This is a genomic window from Marinobacter halophilus (assembly GCF_003007685.1).
In the GTDB taxonomy this organism is placed as follows: Bacteria; Pseudomonadota; Gammaproteobacteria; order Pseudomonadales; family Oleiphilaceae; genus Marinobacter; species Marinobacter halophilus.
In genome coordinates this window covers 335,321-347,744 of the sequence record NZ_PXNN01000017.1, presented here as the reverse complement: position 1 = coordinate 347,744, position 12,424 = coordinate 335,321, and the positions used below count along the sequence as shown (strand labels likewise).

10 protein-coding genes are annotated in these 12,424 nt (G+C 55.6%); 8 read left to right on the top strand and 2 right to left on the bottom strand.

Going from position 1 to position 12,424, the window contains the following annotated elements; genetic code table 11:
- The first annotated feature begins 37 nt into the window (after positions 1 to 37).
- The 8 genes from prpF to C7H08_RS15405 all read left to right on the top strand — a co-directional run bounded on the left by prpF (position 38) and on the right by C7H08_RS15405 (position 9,681).
- Entirely contained in the window at positions 38 to 1,216 is a 1,179-nt protein-coding gene (prpF, locus tag C7H08_RS15440; protein ID WP_106673128.1) for a 2-methylaconitate cis-trans isomerase PrpF, read from the top strand.
- Positions 1,217 to 1,412: 196 nt separating this feature from the next.
- On the top strand, positions 1,413 to 2,357 hold the full coding sequence (locus C7H08_RS15435) for a PEP-CTERM sorting domain-containing protein (protein ID WP_133169838.1): 945 nt from the start codon (positions 1,413 to 1,415) through the stop codon (positions 2,355 to 2,357).
- A 158-nt stretch (positions 2,358 to 2,515) separates the two neighbouring features.
- Positions 2,516 to 3,493, top strand: a complete 978-nt coding sequence (locus tag C7H08_RS15430) for a DHH family phosphoesterase (RefSeq protein WP_227663299.1) — start codon at positions 2,516 to 2,518, stop codon at positions 3,491 to 3,493.
- 84 nt (positions 3,494 to 3,577) lie between these two features.
- A complete protein-coding gene (gene cysD / locus C7H08_RS15425) occupies positions 3,578 to 4,492 on the top strand; it encodes a sulfate adenylyltransferase subunit CysD (RefSeq protein WP_106673126.1) in 915 nt (304 codons plus the stop codon).
- The gene (gene cysN, locus C7H08_RS15420; protein ID WP_106673125.1) at positions 4,492 to 5,904 is read left to right on the top strand and encodes a sulfate adenylyltransferase subunit CysN; all 1,413 of its coding nucleotides are present in this window, start codon (positions 4,492 to 4,494) and stop codon (positions 5,902 to 5,904) included. The genes cysD and cysN overlap by 1 nt, the downstream gene beginning before the upstream one ends.
- A gap of 83 nt (positions 5,905 to 5,987) precedes the next feature.
- A complete protein-coding gene (gene cysC / locus C7H08_RS15415) occupies positions 5,988 to 6,587 on the top strand; it encodes an adenylyl-sulfate kinase (protein WP_106673124.1) in 600 nt (199 codons plus the stop codon).
- Positions 6,588 to 6,661: 74 nt separating this feature from the next.
- Positions 6,662 to 8,428: an SLC13 family permease gene (locus C7H08_RS15410; protein ID WP_106673123.1), complete on the top strand. Its 1,767-nt coding sequence runs from the start codon at positions 6,662 to 6,664 to the stop codon at positions 8,426 to 8,428.
- A 431-nt stretch (positions 8,429 to 8,859) separates the two neighbouring features.
- Positions 8,860 to 9,681, top strand: a complete 822-nt coding sequence (locus C7H08_RS15405) for a THxN family PEP-CTERM protein (protein ID WP_106673122.1) — start codon at positions 8,860 to 8,862, stop codon at positions 9,679 to 9,681.
- A 99-nt stretch (positions 9,682 to 9,780) separates the two neighbouring features.
- On the opposite strand, the gene C7H08_RS15400 is transcribed toward C7H08_RS15405, so the two are convergent.
- Positions 9,781 to 10,620, bottom strand: coding sequence for a PEP-CTERM/exosortase system-associated acyltransferase (locus tag C7H08_RS15400; RefSeq protein ID WP_106673121.1), 840 nt, complete (start codon positions 10,618 to 10,620; stop codon positions 9,781 to 9,783).
- Positions 10,621 to 10,737: 117 nt separating this feature from the next.
- A complete protein-coding gene (locus C7H08_RS15395; protein WP_227663298.1) occupies positions 10,738 to 12,372 on the bottom strand; it encodes an FAD-binding oxidoreductase in 1,635 nt (544 codons plus the stop codon).
- Positions 12,373 to 12,424 lie beyond the last annotated feature (52 nt).

Genomic DNA, 12,424 nt, shown 5'->3' with positions numbered 1-12,424 from the left:
CTTCTCAATCGGCCCATCTCCATAGCGAGGCGCAGTGATGAACCACCCCCCCCAAATCAGAGTCCCCGCCACCTACATGCGTGGCGGCACCAGCAAAGGCGCGTTCTTCCGCCTGCAAGACCTGCCAGAACGCTGCCAGGTCCCCGGCGCAGCCCGCGACAAACTCCTGCTACGAGTCATCGGCAGCCCAGACCCCTACGAAAAACAGATCGACGGCCTCGGCAACGCCACCTCCAGCACCAGCAAAACCGTCATCCTGGCCGCACCGACGCAGCCAGACCATGACGTCGACTATCTCTTCGGCCAGGTCTCCATCGACAAGCCCTTCGTGGACTGGAGCGGCAACTGCGGCAACCTCACCGCCGCCGTCGGTGCCTTCGCCATCAACGGTGGTTTTGTCGCCAAAGACCGCGTCCCCGAAAACGGCACCTGCGTGGTCCGGATCTGGCAGGCCAATATCCAGAAAACCATCGTCGCCCACGTACCTATCACCCACGGTGAAGTGCAGGAAACCGGCGATTTTGAACTGGATGGTGTTACCTTCCCGGCCGCCGAAGTAAAGGTCGAATTCATGGACCCCGCCGACGGTGAAGGCTCTATGTTCCCGACCGGCAATCTGGTCGACGACCTGGAAGTGCCGGGTGTAGGCACCCTGAAAGCCACCATGATCAATGCCGGCATTCCCACCATCTTCATCAACGCCGAAGACATCGGGTATCAAGGCACCGAACTGCAGAACGACATCAACAGCGACCCCAAAGCGCTGGCCATGTTCGAAACCATCCGCGCGCACGGTGCCGTGAAAATGGGACTGATCAAGGATCTGAGCGAAGCCGCCAGTCGCCAGCACACCCCGAAAGTGGCGTTTGTGGCCAAGCCGGTGGGTTACGTGTCATCCAGTGGCAAACAAATCAATGCAGCCGATATCGACGTACTGGTGCGCGCGCTGTCCATGGGCAAGCTGCACCACGCTATGATGGGTACCGCCGCTGTTGCCATCGCCACGGCCTCTGCCATTCCCGGAACCCTGGTAAACCTGGCTGTCGGCGGCGGAGACCGTACTGAAGTCACCTTCGGCCATCCCTCCGGAACGCTGCGCGTTGGCGCGGAAGCCAAAGAAGTGCAAGGCCAGTGGACAGCCACCAAAGCCATCATGAGCCGAAGTGCGAGGATTATTATGGAAGGTTGGGTGAGGGTGCCCGGGGATTGTTTCTAACCCGGCCTGACCAAAACAGGAGCGTCGAATGGCTTTACACTATCCTGAGACGCTCCATGTTTTCAATCCATTGTTCTTCGTTATCTCCCTGATATTTATAACTATAAATATAATTGGATAGCAATTTGCTTTTTGCTCGACTTGGTCAAGAAACCAGGCCAAGTGAGATAATTACTATCTAAAGGGAGATTAGACATTGAATAACACATCAGGATCACTGCGAAAGCCGGCTTTGTGGGCAGGTTGTGCCGCGTTGGCGGTTGCCATCTCAGCCCCGGCCATGGCAGCACCGATCATCATGGAAGGTGACTTCGTTCGCACGGCCATCAGCGATGACGGCACTCTGGGTTTCGGCGGCACAACCTCTCCGGGCCTCCTGCACGACCCCAGCGGCACCAGAACCTGGGGCCTGGAAGATTACCTGACGCCGGGCAGCCCTTGGGAAATGTTCGGTGTTAAAGCCGATCAATTCGGTAATGTGAGCAACAACAATAGCAATGTGGGATCGTCCAGCATCATGGCAACCAGTGGCCTGAGCGATCTCAGCGCGGGTTCTGCGTTCGATAACCACGTGCTCTGGGGCGGCACCTACGGCGGTCTGTTCAATATCACCCACGAATATATCTTCAACGACTCCTACGAACGCATTGATATCCTGACGTCTATCGAAGCGCTGACCGATCTTACCGGTCTGAAATTTCTGCGCGCGATTGACCCGGATCCAGACGTAAATACCTTTGGAAGCTTCGATACCATCAATACCCGGGGCGGCGCAGGCATTGCGGAAGAGGATTTCGTTAACTCGCAGGGCGCACAAACCGGCCTGACGCTGGGCTTGTATACAAATTCCGCGATCGAGCACAACACGGGCATTACTTCTTCCTGGAGCAACGATCCCGATACCTATCTGGCTGGCTGGAATGACGGTAACGGCGACAACGTTATCGGTCTGGCTTTCAACATCGGCGACCTGTTCCAGGGTGAGCTGGTAAAACTGAGCTACTCCTACGTCATGGGCGAAACGCTGGAGAACGTCGACATTCCTGACGATCCCGTTACCAGTGTGCCTGAGCCTGGCACTCTGACTCTGTTTGGTCTTGGCCTTGCCGGACTGGTCGGTCTCCGACGTCGGACCAAGTAAAGACGTTAATCAGAGCTCCCGGTTGGGGGCTCTGATTTTGTAAAGTTGCCTTCGCGTCTCCCTGTCAGCATTTGTCACTTGCGTGTCAGTTGGCAAGCCTTAGAATTGTAAGGTTTGTGAAGCTCTTCTTACACAACCTGACAAGGAGCGAGTTGGGAATGATTCCCCCACTCATACAGATTTACGACGTGTTCAATGGCGACGCTGATGGCATCTGCGCGCTGATCCAATTACGCTTGGCGGAGCCTTGTGACTCCACTCTCATAACCGGTGTAAAACGCGACATCACCCTCGCGCAACAAGTGCCGCTTGGGACACCTGCTCACGTAAACATTCTCGACATCAGTCTTGATAAAAACCGTGCGGCAGTTGATAAGCTGCTAGCCGCGGGCTGTTCGGTATTTTATGTGGATCACCACTTCCCCGGGGAAACCCTTCCGGATGCGCCGGGCTTTACCGCGTTGATTGATACCCAGCCCACCACCTGTACCAGCTTGTTGGTGGATCAGTATTTGGCTGGCCGTTTTCATAACTGGGCCATTGCCGCGGCATTTGGCGATAACCTGAATGCAGTGGGTGAAGCGCTGGCTGAGAAGGCCGGCCTGAGCGCAGAGCAAACCCAGGCGCTGAAAATGCTGGGTGTGTGCATTAACTACAACGGCTATGGTTCCGAACTGGAAGATTTGCACTTCCACCCGACCGATCTGTACCGGGAGTTTGTGAATTTTGCAGACCCGTTGGATTTGATTGCCTCGGAACCTGCCGCGTGGCAGCATTTGAGGGATGGTTACGAAGCGGATATGGCTTATGGGCTGACGGCGCCGGTGTTGGCCGAAACCGGAAAATCCTTAGTGGTAAAGCTGCCACATGAAGCTTGGGCACGCCGGGTGAGTGGTGTGCTGGGCAATGAGCTGGCTAACCGGCACCCGGACAAAGCCTGTGCGATTGTGACGGAGACGGCAGGTGACAGTTACCTGGTCAGCATCCGTGCGCCTTTGAATAATCGTACTGGGGCCGATGAGGTGGCTCGGCGGTTTCCCAGCGGTGGTGGGCGTAAAGCCGCCGCGGGGATTAACGATTTGCCGGCGGAGCATCTGGAAGAATTTATTGGCGTGATGTCGGAGTATTGGCGATAGGCGCGAGAGAAGGGTGGGGTCTGATCCGTAGGGTCAGACCCCTTTGTAGCCTTTGAGAATTTGACTCATTGAACGGATGCAGAAATGACGTTAACCCCTCCCAAGAAAACCCACCTCAAGCAGCTGGAAGCGGAATCCATCCACATCATCCGCGAAGTGGCCGCCGAGTTCGACAACCCGGTAATGCTCTACTCCATCGGCAAAGACTCCGCGGTCATGTTGCACCTGGCCATGAAGGCCTTTGCCCCGGGCAAGCCGCCGTTCCCTTTGATGCACATAGATACCACCTGGAAGTTCCGGGAGATGATCACGTTTCGGGACGCGATGGCGGAAAGGGTGGGCATGAAGCTACTGGTGCATACCAATCAGGAAGGCGTGGCGCAGGGCATTGGCCCGTTCACTCACGGCAGCGCCAAACACACCGATGTGATGAAAACCCAGGCGCTCAAGCAGGCGCTGGATCAGTACGGCTTTGATGCCGCCTTCGGCGGTGCCCGTCGGGATGAGGAAAAATCCCGGGCCAAGGAGCGGGTGTATTCCTTCCGTGACAAGTTCCACCGCTGGGACCCGAAAAACCAGCGCCCGGAGTTGTGGAACCTCTATAACGGCAAGGTCAACAAGGGCGAGAGTATTCGCGTGTTCCCGCTGTCTAACTGGACCGAGCTGGATATCTGGCAATACATCTATCTGGAAAACATCGACATCGTGCCGCTGTACTACGCCGCCGAGCGCCCGGTGGTGGAGCGCGACGGTACGCTGATTATGGTAGACGACGACCGTATGCCGATGGAGCCGGGAGAGACGCCGGAACTGAAAATGGTGCGTTTTCGAACCCTGGGTTGCTATCCGCTGACCGGCGCGGTGGAATCGACCGCGACCACGCTGCCGGAGATTATCCAGGAAATGCTGCTCACCAAGACCTCTGAGCGCCAGGGCCGGGTGATTGACCACGATGGCGCGGCGTCTATGGAACAGAAAAAACGTGAGGGGTATTTTTAATGTCACACGCATCGGTTTTGATTGAAGACGATATCCTCGCGTATCTGGACCAGCACGAGAACAAAGACCTGCTGCGCTTTCTGACCTGCGGCAGCGTCGACGACGGCAAATCGACCCTGATTGGCCGGCTGCTGTTCGACTCCAAGCTGATTTTTGAAGACCATCTGGCGACCCTGCACAAGGACAACGAGCGCCAGGGCAACGCCGGTGAGTCGTTGGATCTGGCGTTGCTGGTCGACGGCCTGGCTTCCGAGCGGGAGCAGGGCATTACGATTGATGTGGCTTATCGTTACTTCAGCACCGACAAGCGCAAATTCATCATCGCTGACTGCCCGGGCCACGAGCAGTACACCCGCAACATGGCCACCGGGGCTTCGACCTGTGACCTGGCGGTGGTGATGATCGACGCCCGTAAAGGCGTGCTCACCCAATCCCGCCGGCACAGCTTTATTGTCAGCCTGCTGGGCCTGAAGCACATCGTGGTGGCCATCAACAAGATGGATCTGGTGGAATTCAGTGAAGCGCGCTTCAACGAGATTCGCACGGAATACGAAAAGCTGGCGGCGCAGCTGGGGCTGAAGGATGTGTATTACGTGCCCATCTCGGCCCTGAACGGCGATAACGTGGTCAACCGCAGCGAAAGCATGCCCTGGTACCACGGCGAAACCTTGATGACCATTCTGGAGCAGGTGGAGCTGCGGGACGACCAGAACGTCACCGACTTGCGCTTCCCGGTGCAGTATGTGAATCGTCCGAATCTGGATTTCCGCGGTTATTGCGGCACCGTGGCCAGCGGTGTGGTGCACAAGGGCGACGAACTGGCGGCGATGCCGTCGGGCAAGGTGTCGAAAGTGAAGGGCATTCACACCTACGAGGGCGAAATCGACCGCGCCTGGCCGGGGGATGCGGTCACCATCACCCTGGAAGACGAAATCGATGTGTCCCGGGGTGATTTGCTGGTGCACGCCAACCAGCAGCCCGAGATGGGCCAGCGTTTCGCCGCCCATCTGGTGTGGATGAGCGAAAAGCCATTGGTGCCGGGCCGGGAATACGGCATCAAAATGGGCACCAAGGTGACCAGCTGCTTTGTGAACCAGGTGCTGGAAGAAATCGACGTCAACAGCCTGGAGCGCACCACCCAGACCGCCAGCGGCCTGGAGCTGAATGCCATTGGCCTGTGCGATGTGGAGTTGTCGGAAGCCGTGGTTTTGGAAAGCTACCAGAGCCACCCCGGAACGGGGGCGTTTATTCTGATTGACCGCCTGACCAACGTAACCGTGGCGGCGGGAATGGTGGCGCGCTCTTTGGATGATTCTGGGGAGCTGCCTGGGCGGGAGTACTCCGAGGCAGAGCGGAATTTAAACAAGTTTATCCGCGAAAATTATCCGGAGTGGGGCTGTAAAACAATCTAACAGGCTACAAAGGGGTCTGACCCCTTGGGGTCAGACCCCACCCTTCTGCCAGCGGCAAACACCAAAGTTAAAGGAATCCGAAGTTGAACAACATCGTCTGGCACGACCACAAAATCACCCGCGCTGAGCGCTCCAGCAACAAAAACCAGAAGCCCTGCTTACTCTGGTTCACTGGCCTGAGCGGCAGCGGCAAATCCACCATCGCCAACGCCCTGGACGTCGCCCTGCACGAGCGGGGCTACCACACCTTCCTGCTGGACGGCGACAACGTGCGCCACGGCCTTTGTAACGACCTGGGTTTTTCTGACAACGACCGGGTAGAAAACATCCGCCGGGTAGGCGAAGTGTGCAAACTGTTCGCCGACGCCGGTCTCATCGTAATGAGCGCCTTCATATCGCCGTTTACCAGCGACCGGCGCATGGTTCGCAAGCTGTTCCCGGCCGGTGAATTCATAGAAGTGTTTATGGACGCCCCCCTGGAAACCTGTGAATCCCGAGACCCCAAAGGCCTCTACAAAAAAGCCCGCGCCGGCGAAATCAAACACTTCACCGGCATAGACTCACCCTACGAAGTTCCCTCCCACCCCGAGATCCGTCTGGATACCTCCCAGAACACGGTGGAGGAGTGCATTGACTCCCTGATCGCCTACTTGATAGACCGTAAACTGATCGCAAGCAAATAATGGGGTCAGACCCCCGGACATTTGATACCTCGAAATGTCTTGGGGTCTGACCCCAATTTGGAGTTGTTGAACGCATGGAATGGCAGGCTGTTTTTACCCTGATGACGCTGGCCGGGGTGCTGGGCACTTTGGCGATGACGCGGATTTCCGCGGATCTGGTGCTGATGGCGGCGCTGGCGTTGTTATTGGTGTTTGGCGTGCTAGGGCCGGTGGATGCGCTGTCGGGCTTTGCAAACCCCGGGGTGATTACTATCGCCACACTCTACGTAGTGGCTGCCGGGCTGAAAGAAACCGGGGCGGTGCAGTGGATAGCCCGGTTGCTGTTGGGCCATCCAAAGACTCAGCAAGGCGCGCAGCTGCGGATGATTGTGCCGACCGGTGTGTTAAGTGGCTTTATGAATAACACAGCCGTGGTGGCCATGTTCATTCCCGCCATTCAGGGGTGGGCGCAACGTTTGGGCATTCCAGCCTCTAAGCTACTTTTGCCACTGAGTTACGCCGCCATTCTGGGCGGTACCTGCACGCTGATTGGCACCAGCACCAACCTGGTGGTGGATGGAATGCTCCAAAGCCGGCTGGGTATTAATCTTGGGCTGTTTGAATTGGCCTGGGTAGGCGTTCCACTGTTAGTGATTGGCGGTGCATTTCTGGTTTTGCTTGGCCATCGGCTGCTGCCCGACCGTGGCAGCTTGAGTGAAGAGTTGGATCTGGTTCGGGAATACGGCGTAGAGGTAGAAGTGGAGAGCTCCGGCCCTTTGGTGGGCAAAACCATTGCCCAGGCCGGACTACGCGCGTTGACCTACGGCTATCTGACCGAGATTGATCGTGACGGCCGCCTGATTACGGCGGTAGAGCCGGACCGCACGTTGCAGGCTGGTGACAAACTCTACTTTGTCGGCGCGCCGGAATGTGCCAGTGAGCTACGCCGCATTCAGGGGTTGAAACCGGCCAATGGCAGTGTGCATAAACTTGAAGTGGAGAACCATCAGCGCTGTCTGGTTGAAGTGGTTCTGGGCCCGGAATTCCCCGCGTTGAATAAAACCATCCGGGACAGCCGCTTTCGCACCCGCTTTAATGCGGTGATTTTGTCGGTCTCACGTGAGGGTAAGCGGGTGCCGGGCAAACTCGGTGACATTACCTTCCGCATGGGTGACACCCTTCTGCTCGAAGCCAGCCACCAGTTTGTTGAGCAGTACCGGTTTCGGCGGGACTTTTTGTTGGTCAGTGCGCTCAACGATTCGACGCCGCCAGATTTCCGCAAGGCGCCGCGGGCCCTGGCGATTCTGGCAGTGATGGTGCTGATGAGTGCCTCCGGCCTGCTGTCGATCCTGGAAGCGGCCTTTCTGGCCTCTGGCGCGATGATTGTTTCTGGCTGTCTCACCGCCAGCCGCGCCCGCCGCAGTGTGGACTTGCCGGTGCTGGTGGTGATTGCTTCGTCGTTTGCGCTAGGCAATGCCATGACAGAAACTGGCGCTGCGCAATGGGTGTCGGGTGGTTTGTTGGGTTTGGGACCATTAACACCCTGGCTGGCTTTGGCGATGGTGTATGTATTGACGGCCGTGTTTACTGAGGTGATTACCAATAACGCGGCGGCGGTCTTGATGTTCCCGATTGCTTTGGCTGTGTCTGAACAGCTGGGGGTGAACTTTTTGCCGTTTGCTATTGCGGTGATGTTTGCTGCTTCTGCCTCCTTCATTACGCCACTTGGCTATCAGACCAACCTGATGGTCTACGGCCCCGGCCGCTACCGCTTCACCGATTACGTGCGCATAGGCGCACCCCTGAGCTTGCTGGTGGGTAGTGTGGCTATTGGATTGATTCCGTTAGTATGGGAATTTTAGTCTTTAAAGTGCTTCGCCAAGTCCTATTTCTTATAAAGGGGGCGAAGCGCGTTCGGTAGTCGTTTCAGCATTACCTCTCCCTGTCAGCATATTTTACGTATCTTAAAGTCGATCTCCTGTCTTTGATTCAAATAGCATGTGGTTTTTAATTCCTGAAAAAGTCTAAGTGGAAAAGGTTAAATGTATTTTATTGTTTTTGTATTTAAATACATCGTAAAAAAACATATAGCGTATAAGGCGATGTATTTTTTAAATTCCAATGTCGATATTGCTTACACTTGAACTTATGGGGAAATTTTAAATGCGTTTTAGTCTGTTGAAAAATAATAATTTTATATATTTGGTACGGATGGTGCAGCATAGTTGATTACCGCTGACGTGTTTTACTTGGATTCAAGAGGCCAGCGTCCATAATCAAGGAGGAATACACTATGAACACTGCATTCAAAAAAACACTTTTAGCTTCTCTTGTTGTACCTTTTGCACTCGGCGTGTCATCTGCCAGCGCGGCGATGATTACCGAATGGGGCTTTGATGTCACCAGCGAGTTTAGCAATGCGCAAGAAACCTTTGGGGAAATACCCACCCTTCAACAGCCTGACGCCCGCACCTTGGAGTGGGGCCTTAGTAGCAACAAGTCATCCCTCACTATTACAGATGTGAATAGTGCAGGAGGCGGTCTTTTTACTAACGTCAATATTGTTGATGGTGGGGTTTTTACCCATAACAACTTTACTCAGCCCGCGTCAGGCGCTGCGCTCGAAAGTTTCGACCTGAAGTCTTCACTGACCCTATACCAGATTGCTCCAACCGGCGACGCAGAGCAAACAGTAAGCCGTACCATTTCGTCCTTCTTCGATGAAACGCTGGATGCAGGGGTGTGTTTCCCGGAATCATCAGTGCCAAAATGCGATGACATTTTCACCATTGGCAACATCGATGATATCGGTTTTACGGATCTTGGTGGTGGAGTCTACCGGCTCGTTTCAGATGCCTTCATCATTGATGATTACAGCTACACGGTGTTCCTTGAGTTGGAGGGCCTTGGTCTCCTGAGTAACGAGGCTTGTGGGTTAGCCGGGGCTGTAAACGGATGTGTTGGTCTCGTTACAGCAGAGAATAAGTCTAGTGAGTTTAAAACCCGCTTTAGCATCAACGCTGTAGAAGTGCCTGAACCCGGCACTCTGGCACTTCTGGGCATGGGGCTTGCCGGACTTGGCCTGTCACGCAGGAAAAAAGCAGCGAAGGCATAACGTTAGTTCAGTTATAACGTCTAATCTTTGATGCGTATTGAAGAAGCCTCCGCCAAACGGCGGAGGCTTCTTTGTTTTCATAATGACCTTGCTTTGGGCTCAGGCAACTTCTCTTTCGTTTACCTCGTAGCCGATATCCGGTTTCGCCGGCAAGTATCGCCCAGCGTCCGTAATCAGCGACCAGACATCCGGACGACGCTTTCTTATGCCTTCAATCAGTGACGCAGCCTCGGTGAAAGCAGGGCGGCGACGACCGTGATACTCCATCACGGGCCCGACATGATCAAATTCCACACCAAACCGCTTTAACAGGCGCAGCTGTGCAGGCTCCATGACCGCCATCCAGTGGGTTATGCCGTGTCTGACTGACATCTGGAGAATAGCGGAGAACAGTCCCAGGCTAATGTAGGGCATGGCGCGTTTGCCATTTTCCGAGTCGCTGTAGCAGACAAAGTCACTGGAACCAGAAGACGATTGGTCCTCGTTGAGACGTCGCCGGAACTCCCGGCTGACTGCCATCCGGGATATTTCCGCCACCTGCTCGCGGCGTGCAGCTGCAAATGCGCTCTGTGCCCGTTGATCCATTCGATGTATGCAGGGGCCTTCCATGGGAAACTCGGCCTGCTCAGGGTGATCGCCCGCCATAACGAGACGAACAGCAGCGACGCTGTCTCTCGTTATTCGGTGTCGAATCAGAGCGTGGGCGGATCGCGGGTCGAACGCATCGTGCTCGCGTTTATCAACGAAGCAATCCGGGTCTTCGAAAGGCCGGTCGATGCAATACACTTGATACCGAACCTCAAAGACCTCGTTAATCGCCTCTGGTGATGTCGCTAACTCGACATTGAACACCGAGTTAAAAATGATGCTGACGTCTTCGTGAATTGGCTGGCTATTTCCGTGTTCTGTCTTGTCCTGAAGTGCAAACCCTGTGTTCATTTTTTAGGCCCTCATTTTCCCGTTCAGGAAGCTGATATAGCGATAGTCGCAGTGAGAAAAAGCGCCGTACTGAATCCATTTGACGGCGTACTACGGGTGTATCGAGGTTACAGCTCGTCAGGCCTCGTAACGCTCAATCCTGGGCACGTAACGTCCCGGCGCCAGGATATAATTAGGATCGACCGCTGCTTTTAATTGACTGGCCAGTCTTGTAAAAGCAGAGTCGCCGCTGTTCAGAATGCCCATTGCGTCGACGTTCAGGCGGTAAGGCAGAAAGCCCTCTTTTCGCCCTGCGTCGCACAGTGCGCGATAACAGTCGTTGGCCCGCGCTGTCGCATCGGTGTCTCTGCGATCAAAGAGCAGAGGAACGGTGGAGTCGAAGCAGCGATCGTTTATCGTCGTAAGGGTAATAAGTGGATTGACGCCGTACTGCGGGCAAATCCGCTCGATCATATTGATATAGCGGCGTACGTCTTTTCCCCGTATCGGAACCAGCGGCGCGAACCAGATCAGTCCACAGCCGTCTCGTGCGGGGTTTTTCGGTTGTCCGGCTGCGGGCAGGGTGCCTGAGCGCCAGTAGGCCAGCGCCAACGCGACATCATTCGGGGTGCCATGCATGATATCCAGCGCGCCGGAAAGCGTATCCGCCATCCCCAAGACCTTCGTCGCGAATCTGCCAGGCAGAACACGCGCAATAGTTCGGGCTGTATTGATTCTTCGCCGATTGATAAAGACAAGACGGTCGGTGACCGGGCCGAGAAGCCGCCGCAGTGTGCGCCTGGCCGCTTGGGCGACTTCCTTTGAAGCGTAAATTGCGCCAACCCCACTCCAGGCCGGAACGCCATGGCTGTTGGCAAGACGTTCAACCTCGTGAGCCGGTAGCACGCCGTCTACAGCCTTGTCTTCGGGAAAGGGCGTCATCATTGAGAGCATGCGCTGATTGTTGAGCAGGTTAATCGCCACAACCGGGCCGCCGAGTGTCCGCAACACAGCCCTGACCGCAGGCACCAGGGCTTCCAGTCTGGCGTCGTCTTTTGTGGAAAAGAAAAAGGCAGTCACGGTGTCGGGAACTGGTGCAAGCGCGATGGTAATGCTCACAACCACGCCGAAATTCCCCTGGCTGAAAAGCCCATCGAGATAGGGGCCAATACCCCATTTGAACAGCCCGTCGACTTCCTCACCGCCAAGTTCGCTAAGTGGTGTCCGGTAAACGGAGCCGTCGGGCAGAATCGCTTCTATTTTTGTCACCGCCGAAAAATGGTCAGTAATCGGCGTTATGCCGTAACCTCGCTCAAGCGCGTTTCCAAGAATGCTGCAGGTGGGGCCCGCGCCGGTCACAGGAACGAGGTAATTGCCCTCATGGTTATCAAGGAAGTGTCTCAGAGCGCCTTGGGTGACGCCGGGTTCAACGGTGACAACTCCCAATTCGGGATCAAAATCTCTGATGCGGTCAAGCCGGCTGAGATCAAGAATAACGCAGCCGTCTTCCACCGGATTGGCACTGCCGTAGCCCCAGTTATTACCCGTGCTTACGGGGTATATGGCGACCTGCCAACGTTGCGCAACCTGCAGAATCGCTGATACCTGTTCCTGGTTTTCCGGGCGGAGCACCGCCGGTATAGAGCGCCGGGCTCCTATTGTCGAGGCGCCAAAATCTTCTGCGCTAGCCGCCACGACTCCCGGTTCACCCAGGATGGTGACCCACTCGGCAATTGCAGATTCGATACAGGTGCTGTTCAATGTTGATTTCACGGTCGATCGCCGACTTATATAAATGATTGATTGATGTTCGCTAACAGACTGT

What these genes read in the sequence shown, in the direction of transcription:
- prpF (WP_106673128.1), top strand. Translation starts at nt 38, where the DNA reads ATGAACCACCCCCCCCAAATCAGAGTCCCCGCCACCTACATGCGTGGC.
- C7H08_RS15430 (WP_227663299.1), top strand. Translation starts at nt 2,516, where the DNA reads ATGATTCCCCCACTCATACAGATTTACGACGTGTTCAATGGCGACGCT.
- cysD (WP_106673126.1), top strand. Translation starts at nt 3,578, where the DNA reads ATGACGTTAACCCCTCCCAAGAAAACCCACCTCAAGCAGCTGGAAGCG.
- cysN (WP_106673125.1), top strand. Translation starts at nt 4,492, where the DNA reads ATGTCACACGCATCGGTTTTGATTGAAGACGATATCCTCGCGTATCTG.
- C7H08_RS15410 (WP_106673123.1), top strand. Translation starts at nt 6,662, where the DNA reads ATGGAATGGCAGGCTGTTTTTACCCTGATGACGCTGGCCGGGGTGCTG.
- C7H08_RS15405 (WP_106673122.1), top strand. Translation starts at nt 8,860, where the DNA reads ATGAACACTGCATTCAAAAAAACACTTTTAGCTTCTCTTGTTGTACCT.
- C7H08_RS15400 (WP_106673121.1), bottom strand. Translation starts at nt 10,620, where the DNA reads ATGAACACAGGGTTTGCACTTCAGGACAAGACAGAACACGGAAATAGC.